Origin of the sequence: Leifsonia sp. 22587 (assembly GCF_052044215.1) — a bacterium.
GTDB lineage: Bacteria > Actinomycetota > Actinomycetes > Actinomycetales > Microbacteriaceae > Leifsonia > Leifsonia shinshuensis_C.
Genome location: NZ_JBQENB010000003.1, coordinates 167,735 through 192,005, shown reverse-complemented (window position 1 = coordinate 192,005; position 24,271 = coordinate 167,735). Strand labels below are relative to the sequence as shown.

19 protein-coding genes are annotated in these 24,271 nt (G+C 72.1%); 10 read left to right on the top strand and 9 right to left on the bottom strand.

Features of this window, described 5'->3' with window-relative positions; translation table 11 throughout:
• Positions 1 to 38: 38 nt before the first annotated feature.
• Complete coding sequence (locus ACTJI1_RS13000) at positions 39 to 1,115, top strand: LacI family DNA-binding transcriptional regulator (protein WP_440742976.1); 1,077 nt, start codon at positions 39 to 41, stop codon at positions 1,113 to 1,115.
• A 572-nt stretch (positions 1,116 to 1,687) separates the two neighbouring features.
• Positions 1,688 to 2,896 (top strand): amidohydrolase, encoded by a 1,209-nt coding sequence (locus tag ACTJI1_RS12995; RefSeq protein WP_440742975.1) that lies wholly within the window; start codon positions 1,688 to 1,690, stop codon positions 2,894 to 2,896.
• Positions 2,897 to 2,977: 81 nt separating this feature from the next.
• On the opposite strand, the gene ACTJI1_RS12990 is transcribed toward ACTJI1_RS12995, so the two are convergent.
• Positions 2,978 to 4,321, bottom strand: coding sequence for an MATE family efflux transporter (locus ACTJI1_RS12990; RefSeq protein ID WP_440742974.1), 1,344 nt, complete (start codon positions 4,319 to 4,321; stop codon positions 2,978 to 2,980).
• A gap of 72 nt (positions 4,322 to 4,393) precedes the next feature.
• On the opposite strand from ACTJI1_RS12990, the gene ACTJI1_RS12985 reads away from it, so the two are divergent.
• The 5 genes from ACTJI1_RS12985 to ACTJI1_RS12965 all read left to right on the top strand — a co-directional run bounded on the left by ACTJI1_RS12985 (position 4,394) and on the right by ACTJI1_RS12965 (position 9,250).
• Positions 4,394 to 5,014 (top strand): hypothetical protein, encoded by a 621-nt coding sequence (locus ACTJI1_RS12985; protein WP_440742973.1) that lies wholly within the window; start codon positions 4,394 to 4,396, stop codon positions 5,012 to 5,014.
• A 180-nt stretch (positions 5,015 to 5,194) separates the two neighbouring features.
• Complete coding sequence (locus tag ACTJI1_RS12980) at positions 5,195 to 5,992, top strand: hypothetical protein (RefSeq protein WP_440742972.1); 798 nt, start codon at positions 5,195 to 5,197, stop codon at positions 5,990 to 5,992.
• Positions 5,993 to 6,049: 57 nt separating this feature from the next.
• Positions 6,050 to 7,003 carry an ABC transporter ATP-binding protein gene (locus ACTJI1_RS12975; protein WP_440742971.1) on the top strand — a complete coding sequence of 318 codons (954 nt, stop codon included), beginning with the start codon at positions 6,050 to 6,052 and terminating at the stop codon, positions 7,001 to 7,003.
• The gene (locus ACTJI1_RS12970; protein WP_440742970.1) at positions 7,000 to 8,694 is read left to right on the top strand and encodes an ABC transporter permease; all 1,695 of its coding nucleotides are present in this window, start codon (positions 7,000 to 7,002) and stop codon (positions 8,692 to 8,694) included. Before ACTJI1_RS12975 ends, ACTJI1_RS12970 begins: the two co-directional genes overlap by 4 nt.
• A gap of 67 nt (positions 8,695 to 8,761) precedes the next feature.
• Complete coding sequence (locus ACTJI1_RS12965) at positions 8,762 to 9,250, top strand: GbsR/MarR family transcriptional regulator (protein WP_310132903.1); 489 nt, start codon at positions 8,762 to 8,764, stop codon at positions 9,248 to 9,250.
• 16 nt (positions 9,251 to 9,266) lie between these two features.
• Here ACTJI1_RS12965 and ACTJI1_RS12960 read toward each other — a convergent pair whose 3' ends face one another.
• The 3 genes from ACTJI1_RS12960 to ACTJI1_RS12950 form a co-directional block, all read right to left on the bottom strand.
• Positions 9,267 to 10,175, bottom strand: coding sequence for a serine hydrolase (locus ACTJI1_RS12960; protein ID WP_310132906.1), 909 nt, complete (start codon positions 10,173 to 10,175; stop codon positions 9,267 to 9,269).
• A gap of 158 nt (positions 10,176 to 10,333) precedes the next feature.
• Positions 10,334 to 12,310, bottom strand: a complete 1,977-nt coding sequence (locus ACTJI1_RS12955) for a M13 family metallopeptidase (protein ID WP_440742969.1) — start codon at positions 12,308 to 12,310, stop codon at positions 10,334 to 10,336.
• Between the two features lie 16 nt (positions 12,311 to 12,326).
• Positions 12,327 to 12,728: a hypothetical protein gene (locus tag ACTJI1_RS12950; RefSeq protein WP_440742968.1), complete on the bottom strand. Its 402-nt coding sequence runs from the start codon at positions 12,726 to 12,728 to the stop codon at positions 12,327 to 12,329.
• A 121-nt stretch (positions 12,729 to 12,849) separates the two neighbouring features.
• Between ACTJI1_RS12950 and ACTJI1_RS12945 the strand changes: the two genes are divergently transcribed.
• The gene (locus tag ACTJI1_RS12945) at positions 12,850 to 13,917 is read left to right on the top strand and encodes a PrsW family glutamic-type intramembrane protease (protein ID WP_440742967.1); all 1,068 of its coding nucleotides are present in this window, start codon (positions 12,850 to 12,852) and stop codon (positions 13,915 to 13,917) included.
• Between the two features lie 9 nt (positions 13,918 to 13,926).
• Here the strand turns inward: ACTJI1_RS12945 and ACTJI1_RS12940 are convergent, their stop codons facing one another.
• From ACTJI1_RS12940 to ACTJI1_RS12920, 5 genes are all read right to left on the bottom strand, one after another.
• Positions 13,927 to 16,467 carry a bifunctional lysylphosphatidylglycerol flippase/synthetase MprF gene (locus ACTJI1_RS12940; protein WP_440742966.1) on the bottom strand — a complete coding sequence of 847 codons (2,541 nt, stop codon included), beginning with the start codon at positions 16,465 to 16,467 and terminating at the stop codon, positions 13,927 to 13,929.
• A gap of 111 nt (positions 16,468 to 16,578) precedes the next feature.
• Positions 16,579 to 18,006 (bottom strand): hypothetical protein, encoded by a 1,428-nt coding sequence (locus ACTJI1_RS12935; RefSeq protein WP_440742965.1) that lies wholly within the window; start codon positions 18,004 to 18,006, stop codon positions 16,579 to 16,581.
• Positions 18,006 to 19,394 carry a glycine--tRNA ligase gene (locus ACTJI1_RS12930; protein WP_440742964.1) on the bottom strand — a complete coding sequence of 463 codons (1,389 nt, stop codon included), beginning with the start codon at positions 19,392 to 19,394 and terminating at the stop codon, positions 18,006 to 18,008. The genes ACTJI1_RS12935 and ACTJI1_RS12930 overlap by 1 nt, the downstream gene beginning before the upstream one ends.
• A gap of 73 nt (positions 19,395 to 19,467) precedes the next feature.
• The gene (locus tag ACTJI1_RS12925) at positions 19,468 to 20,091 is read right to left on the bottom strand and encodes a GNAT family N-acetyltransferase (RefSeq protein ID WP_310132921.1); all 624 of its coding nucleotides are present in this window, start codon (positions 20,089 to 20,091) and stop codon (positions 19,468 to 19,470) included.
• A 22-nt stretch (positions 20,092 to 20,113) separates the two neighbouring features.
• Entirely contained in the window at positions 20,114 to 21,421 is a 1,308-nt protein-coding gene (locus ACTJI1_RS12920) for a glutamyl-tRNA reductase (RefSeq protein WP_440742963.1), read from the bottom strand.
• A 98-nt stretch (positions 21,422 to 21,519) separates the two neighbouring features.
• On the opposite strand from ACTJI1_RS12920, the gene hemE reads away from it, so the two are divergent.
• Positions 21,520 to 22,662 (top strand): uroporphyrinogen decarboxylase, encoded by a 1,143-nt coding sequence (gene hemE / locus ACTJI1_RS12915; protein WP_440742962.1) that lies wholly within the window; start codon positions 21,520 to 21,522, stop codon positions 22,660 to 22,662.
• A gap of 5 nt (positions 22,663 to 22,667) precedes the next feature.
• The gene (gene hemG, locus ACTJI1_RS12910) at positions 22,668 to 24,263 is read left to right on the top strand and encodes a protoporphyrinogen oxidase (protein ID WP_440742961.1); all 1,596 of its coding nucleotides are present in this window, start codon (positions 22,668 to 22,670) and stop codon (positions 24,261 to 24,263) included.
• Positions 24,264 to 24,271: the final 8 nt, after the last annotated feature.

Sequence of the window (24,271 nt, the reverse complement as noted above, 5' to 3'; positions counted from 1 at the left end):
ATCGTTTCGATCGAAACGATTCGACTAAGCTATCACACGTGAACGAACCCAGCACAGCCCCGGCGACCGCGCGCCCCACCCTTGCCGCGGTCGCCCGCCTGGCCGGCGTGTCCAACTCGACCGCGTCTCTCGCCTTCTCCGGCACCGGACCGGTCTCCGAGGCGACGCGCGAGCGCGTGCTGGCCGCCGCGAAGCAGCTCAACTACGCCGGACCCGACCCGCGGGCGCGTTCGCTGCGCCGCGGACGCTCGGGGATCGTCGGCGTGGTCATGGAGGAGCGCGTTCGGGATGCGTTCCGCGACCCGATCAAGATCGCCCTGCTCGACGGCATCACCGAGGAGATCGGCGCGATCGACGCCGGCCTCCTCATCCTCACCGACGCGGGGGAGGCGGCCCAGCGCATCGAGGACGCCCCGATGGACGCGGTGGTCCTGATCGGCTGCAGCCCGCGCCTGGACGAGTCGGTCGCCATGCTTCGCCAGCGCGGCATCCCCCTGGTGGCGATCGAGGGCGACCCGGCCGACGGCGTCCCGACCATCGGCCAGGACAACCGGGAGGCGACGCGCGTNNTCGCCGCCCAGCACCTCTCCGACCTCGGACACCGCGATGTTGCCGTCGTCACACTGTCGCTGACGCGCGACCGCGCGCGCGGCGCACTGACGCCCGACCGCGTGGCCGCGGCGAGCTCGACCACCGCGATCGAACGCCTCGCCGGAGCTCGCGACGTCTTCCCGGACGCCGGCGGATGGGTGACGCGCGGCTCGTTCGTGGAGGAGGGCCGCCTCGCCGGCCGCGCCATGCTCGAGGTTCCGTCCACCCGCCCGACCGCGATCATCGCCCAGAGCGACCTGCTCGCCGCCGGGGTGATCCGCGCGGCGGAGGAGCTCGGACTCGACGTCCCCGGCGACGTCAGCGTGGTCGGCTTCGACGGCGTCCGCGTCGACGGCCTGTGGCCCTACGACCTCACCACCCTCGTGCAGCCCGCCGTCGACAAGGGTCGCGCCGCCGGACGAGCGGTCGTCGAGATGCTGGAGGGCGGCGTGCCCCGCCCCTCCACGTTCACCAGCGTCTTCCACCGCGGCAACACGACGGCCGCGCCCCGCCCCGTCGCGTAGCGCAGGCGGGAGGGGCGCCGCGCGGTCGCCCCACCGCGCGGGCGGCGCACCGCGGCGTGCCTGCCCGTTGCGCCGTCCACATCATTGCGTCGGACATCCGTCGCCGTCCGTAAAGGATCGCCCCTGTCACCTGCGCCGGCGCGTTGCGTCGGAGATCTGACACCGTTCGTCGGAGATCCGCGCGCATCTCGCCCACATCTCCTCCGCAGAGCGTTGTGTCGGAGATTTCGCACCCTTTCTCCGACGATCATGCTGCCGCCGGGCCCGACGGGGCCGCTGTCGCCCGGTCACCGTGCCCGGCGTTGCGTCGGAGATCCGTCGCCGTTCGTCGGAGATCCGCGCGGATGTCGCCCATATCTCCCTCCGCAGAGCGTTGTGTCGGAGATTTGGGACCCTTCTTCCGACGATCGTGCTGCCGCCGGGCCTGCCCGCGCCGATCCGCCGCGCATCTCCCTCCGCAGAGCTTGCGTCGGACATCTCAACCCCTATGTCCGACGACCCGCGCCGCCAACCCCGCCCCACACGCCCCACCCCCACCAGCGGCCCAGCGCCCCCGGTCGTAGGGTGGCCGTATGGATCTCGAAGCCCTGTACCGCGACCTGCACGCCCACCCCGAGCTCGCGTTCACCGAGCACCGCACCGCCGGCATCGTCGCCGACCGCCTCACGGAGCTCGGCCTCGAGGTGCACACCGGCATCGCGACGACCGGCGTGGTCGGCGTGCTGCGCAACGGCGACGGCCCGACCGTTCTGCTGCGGGCCGACATGGATGCGCTCCCTGTTCGCGAGCAGACCGGGCTCGCGTGGGCGTCCACGCAGTCGGTCACCGACGAGGCGGGCAACTCGATCCCGCTGATGCACGCGTGCGGCCACGACATCCACATCACCTGCCTTCTCGGCGCCGTCGAGGCGCTGGACGCCGCCCGGACGGAGTGGTCCGGCACCCTGGTCGCGCTGTTCCAGCCGGCCGAGGAGCACGGCGGCGGCGCGCAGGTGATGGTCGACGACGGCCTGTTCGAGAAGGTGCCCGTCCCGGATGTGGTGCTCGGCCAGCACGTGCTGCCCTACCCGGCCGGCATGGTCGGCGCGCACCCCGGCGCCGCGATGGCGGCGGTCGACACGATGGAGGTAACGCTCCACGGCCGCGGCGGCCACGGCTCGCGTCCCGAGACCACGATCGACCCGGTCGTGATGGCCGCCGCGACGGTCATGCGGCTGCAGACCGTCGTCTCCCGCGAGATCGCGCCGCAGGACACGGCGGTCGTCACGGTGGGCAGCCTCCACGCGGGGACCAAGAACAACATCATCGCGGCGGAGGCGACGCTCGGGATCAGCGTCCGCAGCTTCAACGAGGAGGTGCGGCAGAAGGTGCTGGACGGCGTCCACCGCGTCATCGCGGCCGAGTCGCAGGCGTCGGGCGCCCCGCAGGATCCGGACATCGAGTGGGGCGAGCGCTACCCGGTCACGGTGAACGATCCGGAGTCGACCGAGCGGGTCAACACCGCGTTCGCGCGGGAGTTCGGCGAGGCGAGCGTGCTCCACCCGGGCGCGCTGTCGGGCAGCGAGGACGTCGGGAACCTGGCCACCGCGGCCGGAGCCCCCCTCGTGTACTGGATGCTCGGAGGCGCCGACCCGGAGACCGTGCTCCGCGCGATGGCGGCCGGGACCGTGGAGACCGACATCCCGACCAACCACTCGCCGTTCTTCGCACCGCTGCCGCAGCCGACGATCGACACCGGGGTCCGCGCGCTCGTGGTCGCGGCGCGGGAGTGGCTGGGCTGACGCCCACCGGCGCAGCGACAGCAGCGGCCCGCCGCGCATCCACCACCGACCCAGCAGCGCGCCCGGCAGCCGCCGGAACCCCTAGACGGTCGCCCCCGCCCGCATCCACCGGCGCCCCCGCGCCCGCAACCCCAGGGTCACCGCGCGGGCGCCGAGGTACCCGATCGCGAACGCGGCCGTGAGCGCCGCGAGCCCGCCGCCGTCGTGGCCGCCCCACACCGCGGCCGCCATGGCCAACGGGACGAACACCGCGACGTTGACGAGCCCCGTCAGCGCCAGGTACCGCGCGTCTCCCGCTCCGATGAGGACGCCGTCGAGCACGAACACGTACCCGCCGAGCGGTGCGCCCACTCCGACGATCGCGAGCGACAGCGGGAGCAGCGCGGCGACGGACGGATCCGAGGTGAAGACCACCGCCGCGACCGGGCTGAGCGCGATCGTGACCAGCCCCAGCACGACGCCTGCGCCGACACCCCACTGCAGGCAGCGGCGCAGGACGGCGCGCACGCTCTCCAGGTCTCCCTCGCCCAGGCCCTTGCCGATCAGCGCCTGGGCGGCGATGGCGAGCGCGTCGAGCGCGAAGGCGAGGGTCGCGAACACCGTCATCGTGACCTGGAACGCGGCCAGCTCGTCGGGGCCCAGCTGCGTCGCGCAGAAGACGGCCAGCAGCATGGCGGCGCGGAGGCTCGCCGTCCGCAGGAACAGCCAGCCGCCCGAGCGCGCGGTGCGTCCGAGTCCGGAGTGGTGGGGGAGGAGGGATGCGCCGGCGCGGCGGGCGTGCCGCACCACGATGACGACGTAGACCGCCACCATGCCCCACTGGGCGGCGACGGTCCCGAGCGCCGAGCCGGCGATCCCGAGATCCGCCACATAGATGAACAGGTAGTTGAGCAGGATGTTGACGCCGAACCCGGCCACGGCGACGGCGAGCGGCGTGCGGGTGTCCTGAAGGCCGCGCAGCAGGCCGGTCGCGGCGTACACGAGCAGCATGGCGGGCAGGCCGAACATCGAGAGCGCGAGGTACTGCGTCGCCTGCGCGGTCACACTCGGGGATGCGCCGAACAGGCCGACCAGGAACGGCGCGGCCGCGAATCCCGCCGCCGCCAGGACGACGCCGAGGGCGAGCGCGAACCAGCAGCCGTCGACGCCGGCGGCGACCGCGCCGCGCAGGTCGCCGGCGCCAATCCGGCGGGCCACCGCGGGGGTGGTGCTGTACGCGAGGAACACCATCAGCCCGACCACCGTCTGCAGCACCGCGCTGGCGATCCCGAGACCCGCCAGCGGGTCGACTCCCAGGTGCCCCACCATCGCCGAGTCCGCGAGCAGGAAGACCGGCTCCGCCACGAGCGCGCCGAGCGCCGGAACGGCGAGACGCAGGATCTCCCGATCGACAGGCCGGCGGCGCAGGATGGTGCTCACGACCATCCACGCTAGCCCGCCCCACCGGCGCGCGGGCCCGCTCCGTCCGATGTCGGTGGTCGCCCATACGGTGGACGCATGAGCCACCTGATGCCGGAGCGTCTCGCCACCTGGACCTGGCGCCTGGAGCGCGTGCGCAGCGGCCGGACGGTGCTCACGCGGGCTCAGGCGGCCACGGCTCGCGCCGACCTGGCGCACGACCGCGCCGCGCATCCCGACGACTACGCCGGATACGAGGACGAGTACGCGGCCGCCCTGGATGAGCTCGACGTGCTCTCCCGGCAGGCGAACCGCCATGACGACCTGCTGTCGGTCATGGCGGCGGACCGACGGCGGGCGGAGCGCGAGGCGGCGGATCGGGGCGCGCCCGTCGAGAACCGAACGGGGGGACGCTCGCGCAGCTCCCTCGCGAGCGAACACGACCGCGTTCCCGCCGGTCTCCCGGAGCAGCTGGACCAGTGGGTGCACCGGCTGATCCGGTACCGCGCCGGCGTCAAGATCATCACGCCCATCGAGGCGGCGCGGGCGGAGATCCGGCTGCGCAACGAGGCCGACCTGCAGCCGGCCGCCTACCGCTCGGGTGTCGCCGGCGGCTACTACGCCCGGACCATGCGCGAGCTGGGCGAGATCGCGACGGCGGAGCGTCCGGGGCGGCGCGACCAGGGGCTGAGTCGGGGACTCACGACGCTGAGCGCCTGAGCGGGGCCGCGGAGACCTTCACCGAGTGCCGCAGACGATCGAGGTGCGTCGCCTAAGGCCACCCTGGCGGGCTCCTATGCGCCCGGCGGATACGATCGTCCCGGACGCGCTGACCCGGCCACCGCGTGCCCGGCGCTGCGGCGCCGGTGGGAGCTGCGCCGGTGGGAGATGGGGGGCGCGGTGAGTCCGAACGAAGCGGCCGAAGTGCTCGGCATCCCGGCCTCGGCCGGGACGGACGAGGTGCAGCGGGCGTACGAGCAGCGGATCGTGGAGGCCGGTGCCGACATGCAGCGGCGCGACGCGGTGACGGCGGCCCGGGATGCGGTGCTCGCCGCATCCGCGTGGCAGGCGCCCGGGGGTCACAATGCGGCTGCAGCGCAGCCTCCCGCACCCCCGCAGCATCCGACCGGCCAGCCCTTCACCCCGCCACCTCCCGGCTACCCGCCGCAGCAGCCTCCGTATGCGGCCGCCCCCGCCCCCTGGTACCCCGCGCCGCCGGCGCGCCGCGGGCTGTCCACGGGCGCGATCGTGGGCATCACGCTCGGCAGCATGGCCGGCGGGCTCGTCATCCTCCTGGTCGCACTGTTCACCATCGCCGCGATCGCCCACGACTCCAGCCGTCTCGCGCAGCCGAGCGGATCGTCGACCGAGGCGCCGTTCGCCGCTCCCTCGGACACGCCGTCGGACGACCCCACGGACGCCGCTCCGGACGACCCGGCGACCGTCGACGACTACGACGTCGACGGCGTCCACGTGCACTACGTCGACGGCTGGACCTTCGAGCTGACCCCGGGCCAGACCTGCGCGGGCGCTACGGTCACGGCCGGGTTCTCGGACACGCCCGATGGCGATGAGCTGGACCAGTGGAGCACGACGGTCGACCTCGAGGAGGGCGTCCCGTACACGTTCACCATCCCCGACTCGGCGTCGGTGCACGACTACGCCGGCATCGACGCGGTGGATTGCGGACAGGCATAGTGCTTCGCTGAAAACATAACTTTCACGAATTACTGAAAACGGCGTAGCATGCCGTCCATGGATGCGGTGATCGACGTCTCCGGACTCGAAAAACGATTCGGGCGCGTGCGCGCCCTCGACGGCCTCGACCTGGAGGTGTCTCCGGGAGACGTCCACGGCTTCCTCGGGCCGAACGGCGCGGGCAAGTCCACCACGATCCGCGTGCTGCTGGGCCTGGCGCGCGCGGACGGCGGCCGCGCCGCCCTGTTCGGCCGCGACCCGTGGAGGGATGCGGTCGAGCTGCACCGCCGGATCGCCTACGTTCCCGGCGACGTCAGCCTGTGGCCCAACCTGTCCGGCGGCGAGGCGATCGACCTGCTCGGCCGCCTGCGGGGCGGAACGTCGGACCGGGCGGCGTATGCGGCGCGCAAGAAGCGTCTCGTGGAGGCCTTCCAGCTCGACCCGACCAAGAAGGGCCGCGCCTATTCGAAGGGCAACCGGCAGAAGGTCGCGCTCGTCGCCGCGTTCGCCACCCCGGCCGACCTGTACATCCTGGACGAGCCGACCAGCGGTCTCGACCCGCTGATGGAGGCCGTGTTCGACGCCGAGATCCGCCGCGTCGCCGCCGAGGGGGCCACGGTGCTGCTCTCGAGTCACATCCTGTCGGAGGTGGAGCAGCTCTGCGACCGGGTCAGCATCATCCGGGCCGGCCGCACCGTCGAGACGGGCACGCTCGACGAGCTGCGGCATCTGACCCGCACAGAGGTCTCCTTCCGGGCCGAGGGAGTAGCGCCGGAGGCGCTGGCGCGGGTGCCCGGCGCCCATGACGCCACCGTCCGCGAGGGCCGGGTGCGCTTCACCGCCGACAGCGATGCGCTCGGACCGGTGCTGGACGCGCTCGCTCGCCTCGACGTGCGCGGTCTCACCGTCGCACCGCCGTCACTCGAGGAGCTGTTCCTCCGCCACTACGGCGACGACCCGAGCGAGGACACCGCGGGACGGCCCGCTGCGCCGGCCGGAGCGGCGCGATGACCACCGTGACGACTCCCGCGGCGCCGGCTGCGACACGTGCGACGGCGCCCCGGTCGAGCACCGCCGCGACTCTCGCCGCGCTGGTCCGCCAGCGCCTGCGCCGCGACCGCTGGCAGCTCGTGATCTGGCTGCTCTCGATCGCGGCGCTCGGAGCGTTCTCCGCGGCGAGCCTGCAGCAGACGTACGGAAGCGCGGCGTCGCGCGTGCAGCTGATCCGCCTCGCGATCGCCGACCCGACCATCCTCGTCCTCCGCGGTCTGCCGCAGGGGACGACCCTCGCGGCTCTGACCTTCTTCGAGATCTTCACGTTCCTCGCTCTGCTGGCCGGCCTGATGAACACCTTCCTCGCCGTGCGTCACTCCCGCGCCGAGGAGGAGTCGGGCCGCGCCGAGCTGATCGCGTCCAGCCCAGCCGGCCGGCTGCTGCCGACGACCGCGACCGTGATCCACGCGACGCTGGCGAACATCCTGCTCGCCGTGCTCGTCGCTCTGGGGTTCATCTCGACGGGTCTCCCGGTCGCGGGATCGTTCGTGGCCGGCGCGGTCACCGGCGGCGCCGGGCTCGCGTTCTTCGGGGTCGGTCTCCTGCTCGCCCAGGTGTTCAGCACGTCCCGCGCCGCCAACGGCTTCTCCGCGGCGGTGGTCCTCCTGGCCTATGTGCTGCGCGGCATCGGGGACGCGATGGGCACGCCGTTCGGCGACGGCACGCACCTGCGCGCGGCGTGGCCCAGCTGGCTCAGCCCCATCGGCTGGGGCGAGCAGTCCGCCGCGTTCACCGCCGACGACCCGCGGCCGCTCCTCCTCCAGGTGGCTTTCGCGGCGCTGCTTGTCGCGGGCGTCTTCGGCCTGCAGGCGGTCAGGGACTCGGGCGCCGGCCTCATCGCGGCGCGTCCGGGGCGCGCGGACGCCTCCCCGGCGCTCGGCGGGATGTTCGGACTGGCCTGGCGCCTGCAGTGGCCGACCGTCGTCGGCTGGACCGTCGGCGGCGCGCTCGGCGGACTGCTCGCGGGAGCCCTGGGCAGCGCGATCAACAGCTCGCTCGCACAGAACCCGGACCTCGCGGGCATCCGGGAGGCGATGACGCGGATCGGCGCGGGCGGCTCCGGCCCGCTCACGCAGCTCTTCATCTCGGCGATCTTCTCCATCGTCGGCGTGCTCGCCGCTGCGGCCGCCGTGCAGTGCGTCATCCGGCTGCGGCAGGAGGAGGCGTCCGGCACGGCGGAGGTGCTGCTCGCGACGCCGCTCTCGCGCGTGCGCTGGCTGTTCTCGATCGTGGCCGTCGGGCTGATCGCGATCGTGCTCGTGCTGCTGGCCGCAGCGGTCGCGTCGGGACTGTCGGCCGTGTCCGCGGGCGAGCCGGCCTCCACCATCGGCGACTCGTTCTCGGCGGCGGCGGCGCAGCTGCCGGTCGCCCTGGTCTACCTGGGCGTGCTGACGCTGGTGTTCGTCGTCCTCCCGACCTGGACCATCCTGGTCGGTTGGGCGGCTCTGGGTCTCGGCGCATTCGTCGGCATCTTCGGCGGCCTGATCAAGCTGCCCGAGTGGCTGCGGCACGTCTCGCCCTTCGCCGACGCCCCGGTCGTCGTCGGGAACGTCGACTGGACCGGGGGATACTGGATGCTCGGCATCACCGTCGCGGCCCTCGCGGGCTCCGCGGCGCTGATCAGCCGGAGAGACTTCGCGATCGGATAGTCAGCGCGGGCGGGCGGCCACTCAGCGCGTGAGGCCGCTCATCCAGCACGAACAGAGGGACGGATCCATGGCCAAAGACGAGGCGGCGCTCGCCGAGGTGATGGAGCATTCCGCGGCCGTGCTCACCGCGGCGGGGATGCCGAGGATGCCCGCGCGGGTGATGATGGCCCTGACCGTCACCGAGACGCCGGGTCTGACGGCGGCCGAGCTCGCCGAACGGCTCGACGTGAGCCCCGCCGCGATCTCCGGCGCCGTGCGCTACCTGCAGACGATCGGCATCATCCGCCGCCTCTCGCAGACCGGCACCCGGCGTGACCGCTACGAGCTCCCCAGCGACTGGTACGCCCTCATGGTGCGCAACAGCCCGATCTACGGCACCCTCGCCGATCAGGCGGACGCGGGTCTCGCCGCCGTCGGCGACCCGGATTCGCCCGCGACGGAGCGCCTGCGCGACATGGCCGGCTTCTACCGGTTCGTGCAGGAGCGGCTTCCCGAGATGATCGCGGAGTGGGAGCAGGTCCGCGCCTCCCGGAACGACGCCGCGCGGAACGCGTGACGCGCGGGCAGCGCCCTCAGAACACGTACTCGAGCAGGTCGAGCCCGACCGCGCGCATCCCGTCGATGACCGCCAAGCGCTCCGGGAGGCTGGTGTCGTCGAAGTAGGTCGACACCGCGTACGTCACGCCGGCGCGCGGACCGCGGAGCACGCCGACCTCGCTGCGCACGCCGTCGTCCGTCCCGGTCTTGTTGACGAGCAGGATGCCGTGCTCGGGATGCCGATGCGAGTGCGGGTCGAGGCCGAACGCGCTCGACACCAGCGAGAAGTCGCTGTTCAGCGACAGCCACGCGATCACGCGCTGGCTCGTCGCCGGGTTGACGATCTCGCCGCGGGCCAGCGCCGAGAACAGCCAGGTGAGCTCGTTGGCGCTGCCGACCGACAGCTGGGGTGCGTCATCCGGTCCGCGGTGGTCGCGCACCAGGTCGAGCAGCGCGGTGCGCGTGAGACCGAGCGACTCCGTGCGTGCGCTGACCGCCTCCAGGCCGACCCGGCGGAGCAGGACGTTCGTCGCCAGGTTGTCGCTCGTCGCGCCGACCAGCGCCGCGAGGTCCGCGACCGGCAGCGAGGGCACGTGCAGGTGGTGCCAGATGCCCGAGTCGCCGGCGACGTCGCGCGGGTCGCGGTCGAGGTGGGCGAGCGGGCTCAGCTCGCCGGACTGCAGTCGTGCGGCCACCTCGACGAGGAGGAGCACCTTGCCGATGCTGGCGGTCGGCATGACGATGTGATCGTCGACGGAGAACAGCACGGCACCCGTGGCGAGGTCGGTCGCCCGCGCCGACACCTGGACCCCGGAGACCGCGAGCCGCCCGAGCGCGTCGAAGCCGCGGCTGAACGTCTCGGTCGATCCCGGCGCCCGGTGCCTGGCACGACCGGCTGTCGCCTGGCGCGCTCGGCGTGCGGACTCTTGTGCCTGGATCGTCACGGTGTCGCTGGGTCTTTCTTCCGAATCGGTTCTCCCGGAATCGCGGCGCCCCACCCGGCTCCGCCGCCGTTCCGCGAGGGTGTCCGCGGAGACGACAGGGACGATGTTACCCCGTGATCGGGGGCCATGGGCGGCCGGATCCGGGAGGGGCCCGAGGGTCACCAGATGGTCACCCGCTCCTCGGGCGCCAGCCAGAGCCGGTCACCGTCGGTCACGCCGAAGGTGTCGTAGAACGCCTCGATGTTGCGGACGATCTGGTTGCACCGGAACTCGTTCGGCGCGTGCGGGTCGATGGCGAGGAGCCGGATGACCTCCTCGTCGCGTCCCTTCTGCTGCCATGCCTGCGCCCACGAGAGGAAGAACCGCTCCGCACCGGTGAGCCCGTCGATCACCGGCGGCTCATCGCCGCCGAGCGACAGCAGGTACGCCTTCCAGGCGATGCCGAGGCCGCCGAGGTCGCCGATGTTCTCGCCGATGGTCAGCGCGCCGTTGACGTGGTGCTCCGGCACCTGGGCCGGCGCGAGCGCGTTGTACTGCTCGATCAGGCTCGCGGTGCGCTTCTCGAACGCCGCGCGGTCCGCCTCCGTCCACCAGTCCTCCAGGCGGCCGTCACCGTCGAACTTCGAGCCCTGGTCGTCGAAGCCGTGGCCGATCTCGTGACCGATGACCGCGCCGATGGCGCCGTAGTTGGCGGCGGCGTCGCGGTCGGCGTCGAAGAACGGGAACTGCAGGATCGCCGCCGGGAACACGATCTCGTTGAAGCCCGGGTTGTAGTACGCGTTGATCGTCTGGGGGGTCATGAACCACTCGTCGCGGTCCAGCGGCTTGCCGATCTTGCCGAGCTCGCGGTGGAACTCGAAGAGGGCGGCCGCGCGCACGTTGGCGACCAGGTTCGTCGGGTCGATCTCCAGGCTGGAGTAGTCGCGCCACTTCACCGGGTAGCCGATCTTGGGCGTGAACTTCTCGAGCTTGTCGAGCGCGCGCTTGCGGGTCTCCTCGCCCATCCAGTCGAGCGTCCGGATGCTCTGCCGGTAGGCCTCGATCAGGTTGCCGACGAGCGCATCCATCTGCTCCTTGGCGGCGGGCGGGAAGTGCTCCTGCACGTAGATGCGGCCGACGGCCTCGCCCATCGCGCCCTCGACGAGGGAGACGCCGCGCTTCCAGCGGGCGCGCATCTGCGGGGTGCCGGTCAGCGTGCGGCCGTAGAAGTCGAAGTTGGCCTCGACGAAGTCGCCGGAGAGGTACGGCGCCGCACCGTGGACGACCTGCCAGCTCAGCCAGTCGCGCCACGCGTCGAGACGGTCCTCGGTGAGAAGTCCGGCGAGACCGGAGGTGAACGACGGCTGCCGCAGGACGACCTCGGCCAGCGCTCCCTCGGGTGCTCCGAGGGCCTGCGCCCAGACGTTCAGGTCGGCGTCGTGGCCGGCCGGAGCGCCGCCGTCGAAGACCGCGGTCGCGTCGGCCCAGCTGTAGAGGTTGTAGGTCTTCTCCGAGTCGCGGGAGGCCACGTTGTCCCAGTGCTGGGCCGCGATCGCCGTCTCAAGGTCGAACACGCGCTGCGCGCGGGCCGGCGCGTCGTCGAACCCGGCGAGCTCGAACATCCGCTGGATGTGCGCGACGAACGCCTCCCGCACCGGGGCGAACCGCTCCTCGCGGAAGTACGACTCGTCCGGCAGCGAGATCCCGGACTGCTCCAGGAAGACGAGGTAGCGCTCCGGGTCGCCCGGGTCGTTGTCGACGAACAGCTGGTAGAAGCCGCCGAGGCCCCGGCGCTCCAGCTTCCCGACCGTCTCCAGGAGGCTCGGGATGCTGTCCACACCGTCGGCGAAGGTCAGCTCGTCGCGGATGGCCTCCACGCCCAGGGCGTCGACGCGCTCCTCGTCCATGAAGCTCGTGTACAGGTCGCCGAACTTCCGCTCGTCGGTGCCCTCGTCGGCGGTCTGCGCCCGCTCGACGATCTCGTGGACCGCCTTCTCGGACTCCTCGGCCAGGATCATGAACGATCCCCAGCGCGCCTTGTCGGCGGGGATCTCCGTGCGGTCGAGCCACTTGCCGTTCACGTGCCGGAACAGGTCGTCCTGCGGGCGGATCGTCTCATCGAGTTCGTCGGTGCGGATGCCGGAATCGAGCGTCATGCGCCCAGCCTACGGGTCAGGCCGTCGCGCGGGCCAGCGACGACAGCCGCCGGAAGGACACGGCGAACAGCGCGGCCAGGACGAGCTCGGCGAGGATGGACACCGTGCCGGAGAGGCTGCCGAAACCGGCGAACGAGAACCCGATGTTGACGACGGCGAGCAGGCCGTAGATCACCGCGAGCACGCCGCTCAGGAGCGGCCGGCTGGTCATGCGCCACCACGGCCGGGCGGCGCGCACCGGCTCCCCGGGCCCGCGGAACAGCCGCGTCACCAGGTACCAGGCGAGCACCTGGAGCACGGTCAGGATGATCGAGCCCGCCTGCGAGTGCAGAGCGTCGAACAGCAGGGTCAGCAGGAGGCTGATCGCGACGAGCACCGCGATGACGGCCGCTTTCCGGCCGGGTGTGGTGAAGCGCATGGTGATCCTTCTGGTGCCTGAGGTCCAGCATGTCAGGCGCCTGCCCGGTCGGGTGCGGAGGCTCGCCGTGCGACCCGGACGGGGTCAGGTGCCGCATGGCTTCCGTTCGTATGCTGGCTCGGTGACCGTCGCTCCCTCGCAGAACCAGCCCACCGGGTACGACCCGCAGAACACCGCGCTGCCGCCGGCCGGCTGGTACGGCGACCCGTACGACGCGCGGTTCCTGCGGTGGTGGAGCGGCGCCGGCTGGACCGCGTACACCGCTCCGCTGCAGCAGGCGCCGGTGCGGCAGCGTCCCCGGCAGCCGCGCAAGTGGATCGGCCGCTTCGGCGGGTGGATCATCGTCGGCGCGAGTGCGTTCATCTGGGCCTGGCTCCTCGGCTTCAGCCTGCTGCTCTCGGCGATCGCACCGCACGCGGCGGACGACGGGCCCGCAGTGCTCTCGCCCTACCTGCTGATGACCGGCGCGGCGACCGTGGGGGCGGCCATCCTGTACACGATGGCGTACCGGCTGCGGCGCGAGGACGGGCTGACCGCATCCCGGCTGGTCATCATCGCGGGCGTCGGCGGCCTGGCGGCCACGCTGGTGGCGGCCCCGATCAACAGCCTGATCGACGTGCTCAGCGGCGGCACCGCCTCGCACCCGAGCGGGCTCGCGCTGGTGCTCGCCGGGGTGGTCGAAGAGCTGGTCAAGATGGCCGCCGTCGTCGTGCTCGCGCTGAAGCTGCCGGTGAAGGATGCGCGGATCGGCCTCTTCGTCGGCGGTGCCGTCGGTCTGGGCTTCAGCGTGATCGAGAACCTCGTCTACCTGCAGGAGGCGTTCGCGCGCGGTCAGGAGAACGGGTCCGGCTTCGGGATGTTCCTGGCCACGGTCATCGGCCGGGAGCTGACCGGGCCCTTCCTGCATCCCGTGTTCTCCGCCCTGCTCGGCGCCGCCGTGTTCGCCGCGGCGCGCGGCGGCCGCTTCCGGCTGACGTGGAGCGTCGTGTTGGCCTATCTCGCGGTGGCGACCGCGCACGGACTTTTCAACGGGGCCACCTGGCTCGCCCAGGTGCTTCCGTGGCCGGCCGCCGCGCGGGGCGGGCTGCTCCTGCTGTTCGAGCTGCTGTTCGTGCTCGGCAGCGGACTGGCGTGGCTGCTCATCGCACGGCGCATCCGGCGACGCCGTGAGGAGCGCGAGGCGGTTTAGGACGCGACGTCAGCGCACCAGCGTGCGCGCCAGGGCGACGTACTCGCGCGCGTTCGCGTCGGGCAGGTACGCCCTGGTGATCGCGTTCCCGATCGCCGGCAGGGCCAGCGGGTCGGGGTACGCGAGGTACAGCGTCTCGTAGGTCGGGTTGAACTTGCTCTTGAACGAGAACAGCGATGCGAAGCCGTAGGCCGGCTCCAGGGTGCGCGCCAGGAAGGCGAGGACGCGGTCCATCGCCGTCGCCCCGTCGCCGTCCCCCTCACCGTCGCCCTCGCCGGCGGCCGCGAGGTCCGCGTCCGGCTTCGTCGCGAGCGGCGCGCCCGACAGGCTGAGCACCTCGACACCCTCGTCGCGCATCCGCTGCGCGGCCGAGGCGATCACGAACTCCATGATCCCGGACATGGACCCGTCGGCCCGGCGCATGAAGTCGATCGTCCAGCCGACGATCCGTCCGTCGCGCCAGCTCGGCAGCCAGCTGGTCACCGCCTGCAGGCCGCCGTCCGGGTCGAAGGCGAGATACAGCCGCACGTCCGGGTCCTTGAGCTCCGCGATGCCGCCGAGGGTGAAGCCCATCTCCGGCAGCTCCTTCTCGGAGACCCACTGCTCGCTGACCGCCGTGATCTGGGTCTGGATGAGCGGCGACAGGTCGTCCCACCGGGTCCAGAGCGTCGAGATGCGCGCCTTGATGCCGCGGTTGTGCGCCTGCCGGACCTTCTGCCACGGCTTCCCCACCAGGTCGAAGGTCTGCGGGTGCATCAGCGTCTCCTCGCCGACCGACATGGTCGGCCAGCCGAGGGCCTCGAACACCGGCAGGTACTCGCCGTGGATGCTGTAGAACACCGGCACCCAGCTGTTCACGTCGCAGAACTGCACGAACTCCGAGATGGTGCGCTGTGCGCGTCCCGGCGGGCAGACCGGGTCCGAGAGAGTGATCGCGATCCCGTTGATCACGCGGTAGGCGACCGCGGCCTCCCCGTCGGCACTGAACCAGTACACGTTGCCCGGCCACGTGCCCATGAACCCGAGCGTGCCGCCCCCGCCCTCGCGCAGCAGCGCGCGGAAGTGCTCCTCGTCGGCGACCGTCCGGCCGGTGAAGGATGCGCGGTACAGCCGCAGCGTGGCGAAGACGAACACGGTCCAGAAGGCGGGTCCGACCCACTGGTAGAGCAGCCAGACGACCGGCGCGGTCGGGATGATCGGGGTGCCGAGCGCGGAGAGGAACCCGGCGGGCACGAACCGGCGCAGCGTGGAGGCGAACACGTCGGCCACCGTCGCGTCCGGCACGAACTCGGTCAGCGACGACAGCGCGGCGACCAGGTACGCGAGGGCGAGCAGGCCGAAGGTGCAGACGACGACGATGCCGAAGCGGACGAACGCGTCGCGCGGGGAGCGCAGCTGGAACTGCCGTCGCGTGGCGATCAGCAGGGCGATCGACGCCGCCGGCACCAGGATCGCCGCGAGCAGCCAGAGCAGCACCTCGAGCGCGGGACCGAGAGCGCTGACGTCGTCCGCGACCACCGTGATGTCGCCCAGGGCGGTGAACGGCAGCACCAGCATCGCGGCGTTGACGACGATGCCGAGCACGAGGGCGAAGCGGCGCCCACGCCGCAGGCCGATCGCGGTGAGCAGCAGGAGGGCGAGCGGGAGCACCGAGAGGAGCAGCGCGCCGGGGCCCTGGACCGAGACGAGCAGCAGCTCGGCGCGGCAGTTGCTCGAGTACGAGGTGTCGCAGCGCGAGAGCACCTGTGCGACATCCACCGCGGGTTGCTGGAACAAGGCGGCCACGAACGACAGCGGTCCGAAGCCGCCGGGCGGGAGCAGGGCCAGCAGGGGTCCGAACGCCGTGATCGCGACGATGCCCGCGACGAGCGTGCGCGTCTCCTGGTGCGAGCTGCGGTGGAGGCGCCGGATGCTCCCGCGGCGCAGGATCACGCCGAGTGCCAGCCCCAGCAACGCCGCGATGAGCCGGTAGACGTTGTTCTGGTCGCCGTTGTAGAGCACGAAGACCAGGACGACCGAGAAGGTGAGGAGCCGGATCCTGCGGCGCCAGAGCGAGGCGGCGAAGGCGCTCGCCGTGATGAGCGCGCCGACGATCCCGATGGTCGGGTCCAGCGTGACGTCGAACTCGGTGGCCTTCGCCCAGAGCTCGCCGATGCTCGCCGCACCCGCCTGCAGCAGCACCCCGAGGACGACGGCGAGGACGCCCGTCACCAGGAAGGCGAGCACCGTGCGAGCCGTGCCGAGCAGCCGTTCGGCCGCGGCAAGCACGGTCAGGGACAGGAGCACCGTGGCGACGAGCTGCAGCGGGTCCTCGGGTACGAACAGCGCCGTGACCGGCGTCCACCAGGAGCCGGCCTGCAGGGTGGTCGTGACCCCGGCCGCCCAGATGGTGGCCGGCCGGCCGACGGCCGCGACGCTCCACAGCGTGCCGGTGGCGATCGAGGTCGCGAGGACGACGACGGCCAGGGCGATGCTCGCGGGGGCCACCCGCGCGTAGCGGGCGAGCGCGCTGCCGACGCCGGGTCGGCGGGCGGTCTCTCCGGTGCTCATTCGGGCCTCCGTCGCGGTGGGCTCAGTCCGAGGTCAGGCTAGAGCATGCGTCGCGCACCGCGCGGGGGACGGGCCGGTCAGAACTCGCGCAGCCGCTCGCCGAGGTAACGGTCATAGCCAGATTCCGGCCGCCGAGACCATCCCGACGACGCCGACCGCTCCCAACACCAGGTGCGTCGCGCGCTGCGGCACGCGAAGGAGGAGTAACAGGATCAGAAGGGGCCCGAAGGCGATCGAGTAGCGAGCGACGATCCCGACATCGATGCCGAACGTGAGCACATTGGTGACCCGGAGCGCGGCGGGGTACAGCACGACGGTCAGCAGCGTCCCGAACGCCAGCAGGTGCAGGGGGTCCAGAGGGGGTCTGATGAGCGTGCTGCGAGTTAGGTGCAGCCTCTCGTCGAAGTTGCTGCGGAGCACGGTGAAGACCAGACCGCCGAAGATCAGAACAGTGATCCACACCGGCCACCCGGAGGTGATGGCGCGAACGATCTCGGCGACGACGCCGGGGCCGGTCTTCATGGCCTTGTCCCAGTCTGTCCACGGTGTGTGCAGAGCGCCCAGCTCCGCGAAGATCCCTACCACGACCTTTCGCCAGCCTTCGAACGGCATCGACCCGTACACCGTGTCGTTCGACACGGTCGCGCTGGCTGCGATGTAGCGGCCCCAGATGACAACCGGCGCCAGGACGATCGCCCCGAGGGTGAAGAACTGCCAGAGCCGGGGCCGCCAGTGCTCCGATGCGATGCTCCAGCCGGCCCGCCGCGCGACGACCGCCCCGAGTCCTGCCAGCAGGAAGCCGCCGACCGGGAGCGAGCAGACCACGGCTATGCTCGCGCCGAAGGCCGTCGCCAGTGCCAGCCAGAGGAAACCGCGGCCACGGCGGATCCACCCGACCCCCGCGCCGGCGATCAGCGCGCCGGACAGGATGCCCACGCAGTTTGGGTTCACCGTCCCGGACATCACCATGATGGTCGACGCCGCCACCGGGACGGTGACCGCGGCGACCAGCCCGGGACCGCGGATCCGCAACAGATACGCCACAACCCCGCAGGCGATCACGCCCAGGATCATCACGAACGCGCTGAACAGTCGGTACTCGGTCAGCGGGTCATGCGGCCCCGCGACGAACTCGATCGCGTGCCGGAATCCCTCGGCAGCCACGAAGTAGGTCGGGTAGTGGATGTACCCGCTCGTGTACTTGCCGCTCGGCAGCGACTCCGCCGACAGCTTCGGATCGGTGCAGCCGCGCGCCACGGGCCCGGCCTGGTGCCCGACCCCGCACGCCCACTCGCGCACCACACCCTGGTCGATCAGGGCGCCTCGGTAGGAGAGCCGTCCCTCGTGCATCTTCAGTGCAGTGTCGTAGTGCACGTGCTCGTCCAGCAGCGACATGGGATGCCGGTCCAGGGCGTAGTGGATCGCCGACACGACGAAGAACGCCACCATCAGGGTGGCCACGAGCAGCGCGATCACCCGGGCGTATTGGGGAGCGTCTCCTGCCAGCCGTTCGGACCAGAGTCTCCGCGACTGACGCATCAGATCTCCTTGAGGCGCTCCGCGAGGTAACGGTCGAGGCCTTCCAGCGGGATGCGCTCCTGCTGCATCGAGTCCCGGTCGCGCACGGTCACGGCGTCGTCCTCGAGCGAGTCGAAGTCGACGGTCACCGCGAGCGGCGTGCCGATCTCGTCCTGACGGCGGTAGCGGCGGCCGATCGCGCCCGAGTCGTCGAAGTCGACGTTGCGGCGCTTGCGCAGCCGGTCGGCCAGGCCGCGGGCGAGCGGCGACAGCGCCTCGTTGCGCGACAGCGGCAGCACGGCGACCTTCACCGGCGCGAGGCGCGGGTCGAGGCGCAGCACGGTGCGCTTGTCGGTGCCGCCCTTGGCGTTCGGCACCTGCTCCTCGTCGTAGGCGTCGACCAGGAACGCCATCAGCGCGCGCGTCAGGCCGAAGGACGGCTCGATCACGAACGGCACGTAGCGCTCGTTCTTGTTCTGGTCGAAGTAGCTCAGGTCTTTGCCGGAGTGCTCGATGTGGGTCTTCAGGTCGAAGTCGGTGCGGTTCGCGACGCCCATCAGCTCGCCCCACTCGCTGCCGACGAAGTCGAACCGGTACTCGATGTCGATGGTGCGCTTCGAGTAGTGCGCCAGCGAGTCCTTCGGGTGCTCGAACCGGCGGATGTTCTCCGGCTTGATGCCGAGCTCGGTGAACCAGTCCCAGGCGAGGTCGATCCAGGTGTCGAACCACTGCTCGTCGGTGCCGGGCTCGACGAAGTACTCGATCTCCATCTGCTCGAACTCGCGGGTGCGGAAGATGAAGTTGCCGGGCGTGATCTCGTTGCGGAACGCCTTGCCGATCTGGCCGATGCCGAACGGCGGCTTCTTGCGCGAGGTCTGCAGCACCGACGCGAAGTCGGTGAAGATGCCCTGCGCCGTCTCGGGGCGCATGTAGTGCAGGCCGGACTCGTCGTCGACGACGCCGAGGTAGGTCTTCATCAGGCCGGAGAACTGCCGGATCGGCGTCCACTGGCCGACCTTGTCCGGGTGGTCCGGGTCGGGGATGTCGTCGAGGCCGTTCGCCGGCGGGTGGCCGTGCTCGGCCTCGTACGCCTCGAACAGGTGGTCGGCGCGGTAGCGCTTGTGCGTGATCAGCGACTCGGTCAGCGGGTCGCTGAACACCTGGACGTGGCCGGAGGCCTCCCACACGGCGGTCGGCAGAATGATGGCCGAGTCGAGGCCCACCATGTCGCCGCGGCCGCGCACGAAGGCGTTCCACCACTCGCGCTTGATGTTCTCCTTCAGCTCCACGCCGAGGGGGCCGTAGTCCCACGCCGAGCGGGTGCCGCCGTAGATCTCGCCGGAGGGGAACACGAATCCGCGGTGCTGCGCCAGCGTGATGACGGAATCCAGTCTCGACGGTGCGGCCATGGTGCTCCCCTGTGCGATGCGGGTGGTGGGACCCGTCCATCCTACTGAGGATGCGCCCCGGCCCGCCGCCGGGTCACGAGCCGGCGCGGAACTCCTGCTCCAGGATCGCGTACACCGCGGTGTCCGACCACTCGCCCTTGAAGATCTCCGTCTCGCGCAGCAGGGCCTCCTGGCGCATCCCGAGGCGCTCGCAGAGACGCGCCGAGGCGTCGTTGCGGGCGTCGAGCTGCGCGAACACGCGGTGGGCGCCGAGGGTGTCGAAGCACAGCTCGAGCACGCGCTGCGCGGCCTCGGTCGCGTAGCCGCGGCCGTGCACGGCGGGGTGGAAGACCCAGCCCATCTCGAACTTGCCCCAGGTCGCGTTCTTGAGGAACAGGCTGATGTCGCCGATCACGCGGCCGACGCCGCCGTCCGGGTCGGCCAGCTCGACCGCGAAGACGATGCCGTCGCCGTTCTCCGCGAGGCGGTTCATCGCGATGCGCTTGCGCAGGTGCTCGGCCGACTCGTCGTGGTCGTGCACCTCCCAGTAGAGGTAGCGGACGACGTCCTTGAGCTTCTGGTAGGCGTGCACGTCCTCCAGGTCGCCCGTGTTGAGCGGCCGGAGCAGCAGCCGCTCGGTGCGGAGCTGCTCGGCGGCATACGGAAGGCCGGTGGCGCCATGCGGCGCGACGGCGGTCGTGGTTGCTTCGTCGCTCACGGTCGCTCCTTACGCGGTCGGTTCAGGATGCTGCGGACTCGTCGTCCACGGCGGAGAGTCGGGGGCGGGAGGCGGCTTCGGCCTCGACGTCGACGCCGAAGAGGGCGGCCACGCCGTCCACGAACGCGGACGCGTCGCCGTTGCGGGCGAGCTCCCGGGCGCGCACGGACGGGGTGTGCAGCAGCACGCCGGCGAGGTGGCGCAGGGCCGCCTCGGTCTGCTCGCTGCCGTCGCCCCGGCCGCGGGCCCGATCGATCTCGGCGTCCAGCACGTCGAACACGTGCTTCCGCAGCGCGACGAGGGCGGGCGTGACAGCCTGCTCCGCGGTCCGCGCGCGGTACTCGGCGGCCGCGGCGTCCACGATGCTGCGTGCGTCGTCGGCGGCCTGCAGCTCCTTCAGCGGGGCGTGCAGCGTGATGGTCTCGAGGTCGAGGAGTTCGACGCCGAGCAGTTCGGAGACGGCCGGGTCGACGTTGCGGGGGAGCCCTAGGTCGATGACCAGGCGGCGCTCCAGCGCTCCCGGACGGGTGAGCGCCTCGGCCAGGACGGATCGGGTCAGCACGTAGTCGGTGACCGCAGAGCAGGTGACGACGAGGTCGCTCTCGGCGAGCGCATCCACCAGGCCGTCGGAGGCGACGGGGAGGATGTCGTGCGAGCGGGCGAACTTCGGCGCACGGCCGGAGGGGGAGTACACCCGCACGTCGGTCGCTCCGCGGTCGCGGAGGGCGGCCAGGCTGGCGCCCGCGTACTTGCCGGTCCCGACGAGGAGCACCCGGGTCTGCGACCAGTCGCTGACGCGGCTCTCGGCGAGGTCGAGCGCGAGCCGAACCATCGAGCGGCCGGCCGACATGATCCCTGTACGGTTCTTCACGCCGCGCGACGTGCGCGAGGCCACCTGGAACACCCGCTCGAGCTCGCTGGTCACCGATCCGGCGGCGCGCGCCGACTCGAGGGCGCGACGCACCTGGCCGGCGATCTCGCCCTCGCCCACCACCACGGACTCGAGCCCGCTGGTCACGGCGAAGAGGTGCTCGGCGACCGCGTGGTCGCTGTAGACGGCGCTCGCCGCGCGGAGGGTGTCCGGGTCGATGCCGGCGGCGCTGCTCACCGCGCCCAGCACGGCTTCGGTCGAGACGGCGCGGGCCGCGGGCAGCGGCTCGTCGATCTCGAGGTAGGCCTCGAACCGGTTGCAGGTCGCGAGCACGACCGAGCCCGAGACGATGTCGCTGTGCTCCGAGAGTGCGGCGGTAATGGCCGGAGCGTGACGCTCGAGCCGTTCCAGGAGGTCGAAGTCCGCCGTCCGGTGACTCGACGAGAAGCACAGAAGCACGACGAAAGCCTACGCTCGCGTCCGGCCAACCTCGAATCGGCGCCCAGCCGGCGCCCAGCCCAGCGCGCGCCCAGACACCACCCTGGCAGAATCGTGGGGTGACCTCCCTCCCACCCGAGCATCCCCTCGCCTCCGGGCGCACCCCGAACAGCCCGCTCGTCCGCGCCTACCAGGGCGACCGGCCGGAGGTGACCCCCGTCTGGTTCATGCGGCAGGCCGGCCGTTCGCTCCCCGAGTACCGCGAGCTGCGCGTCGGCACCCGCATGCTCGACGCCTGCCTCGACCCGGAGATGGCGAGTGAGATCACGCTGCAGCCGGTCCGCCGGCACGGCGTGGATGCGGGCATCTTCTTCAGCGACATCGTCGTGCCGCTGAAGCTCGCCGGTGTCGACGTGGAGATCCAGCCGGGCAAGGGCCCGGTCTTCGCGCAGGCCGTGCGCACGGCGGAGGACGTCGACCGGCTGACCGCCGTCGACCCCGCCGCCCTCGGCGCCGACGTCTTCGCGCCCATCCAGGAGGCCGTGCGGCTGACCATCGCGGAGCTGGGCGAGACGCCGCTCATCGGCTTCGCCGGAGCACCGTTCACCCTGGCGGCGTACCTGGTCGAGGGCGGTCCGTCGAAGGACCACATCCGGGCTCGTACCCTCATGCACGCCGACCCGGAGGCGTGGGCGCGGCTCATGGCCTGGACGGCCGACATCTCGGGAGCCTTCCTGCGCGCCCAGGTGCTCGCCGGCGCCAGCGCGGCGCAGCTGTTCGACTCGTGGGCCGGGTCCCTGTCGTTGCACGACTACGTCACGCATGTCGCGCCTGCGTCCGCGCGGGCGCTGTCGCACGTGCGCGACCTCACCTACGAGGTGGCCGGCGCCGCTGCGGAGGAGGGCGGCGTCGCCGAGGCCGAGGTGCGGAACGTGCCGCTGGTCCACTTCGGCGTCGGGACCGGCGAGCTGCTGAAGGCGATGCACGAGGCCGGGGCCGACACCGTCGGTGTCGACTACCGCATCCCGCTCGACGAGGCCAGCCGGCGGCTGGGTCATGTCGTTCCGGTGCAGGGCAACGTCGACCCGGCGATGCTCGACGCCCCCTGGCCGGTGCTCGAGGCCCACGTCCGCGACGTGCTCGACCGCGGACGCGAGGCCCCGTCGCACGTGCTCAACCTCGGCCACGGCGTGCCGCCGGAGACCGACCCGGCCGTGCTGACCCGGGTCGTCGAGCTGGTCCACGGGTGGCGCCCGGAATGAGCGACGTGCCCGATCTCCCGGGCGACGGCCCGGTGACCGAGGACGAGGTCGGCGAGGAGCTCCGCCACGTGGTGGAGGCGCCGCCGACGCGCATCGTCGTGGTCGGCGGGGGAGTGGCGGGTCTGGTGGTCGCGCGCGAGTGCGCACGTCCCGGGTTCGAGGTCGCGCTGCTGGAGGCGTCCGGCCGGGTCGGCGGCAGCGTCGCACCTCTCTCCCTCGGCGGGATGGTCGTGGACGCGGGCGCGGAGAGCTTCGCCACCCGCGGCGGTCACGTCGCCGAACTGCTGCACGACCTCGGGCTGGACGACGATGTCGTGCAGCCGAACCCGTCGGGCGCCTGGGTGCGTCACGGCTCGCGGTCCGTCGCGCTGCCGAAGGCCGGGCTGCTCGGCATCCCGAGCTCCCCGCTCGCGACGGACGTGGCGGCGGCGATCGGGTGGGGCGGCGCGTTCCGCGCGTACCTCGACCGGCTCATGCCGGTGCTCAAGATCGGGCAGGAGCGGAGTCTCGGCACCCTCGTGCGCAAGCGGATGGGACGGAAGGTCCTCGACCTGCTGGTCGCCCCGGTCGCGACGGGCGTGTACTCGGCATCGCCCGACGACCTCGACATCGACGTGGTCGCACCCGGCCTGAATGCGGCGCTGACCCGGCTCGGCTCGCTCTCGGGAGCGGTCGGCGAGCTGCGGTCCGCCTCCAAGGCCGGAAGCGCGGTCGGCGGCATCCGGGGTGGGATGTGGCGGCTGCCGGAGGGGCTCGTCGCCGACATCGAGGCGCGGGGCGGGATCGTGAGGACGGACTCGCCGGTCGCCTCCATCCGCCCGTGGAGCGTCGCGCCGGAGGCTGAGGCAGCAGACGTCAGCGAGGATGCCGAGGCGCGCCCCGCGCGCTGGCTCCTCACCCTGCGCGACGGCACGCAGCTTCCGGCCGATGCCGTGGTGCTCGCCTCACCCGCCGACGCCTCGCTGGAGCTGCTCGCCGGGCTCGGGGGTGAGCTCGCCGCACTGCGCGCGCTCGACTGGCCCGCCGCGTCGAGCGTCGAGCTCGTGACCCTCGTCATCGACGACGACCGGCTCGCGACGAGCCCGGTCGGCACGGGGGTGCTCGTGGCGGACGTTCCGGGCACCGATGTCCGCGCCAAGGCCATGACGCACTCCAGCGCGAAGTGGGCCTGGGTCGCGGAGGCCGCCGGCCCCGGCCGCCACGTGGTGCGCCTCTCCTACGGCCGCGCCGGACGCACCGACGGGACGTCGACCCTGTCGGACGCCGAACTCCGAGCGATCGCCATCGCCGACGCGGCGCGGCTGCTCAATATTCCGTTCGCGGAATCCGCCGTGACCGCATTCGCCCGCACCCCCTGGACGAACGCCCTGCCGTATGCGACAGTGGGGCAGCGGGAACGCATCGAGCGCGTCCGCTCCGAGGTCGACGGCGTCGAGGGTCTCGAGGTCACCGGGTCCTGGCTGACCGGGACGGGCCTCGCCTCCGTCATCCCGGATGCTCGCCGCACGGCCGAGCGGGCACGAGGTCTACGGTGGAAAGCCCTGACGGAGGCCTTGCAGGCCGACGGCGGGACGGAACACGGACCGACGGACACGGAATAGGGAGACGG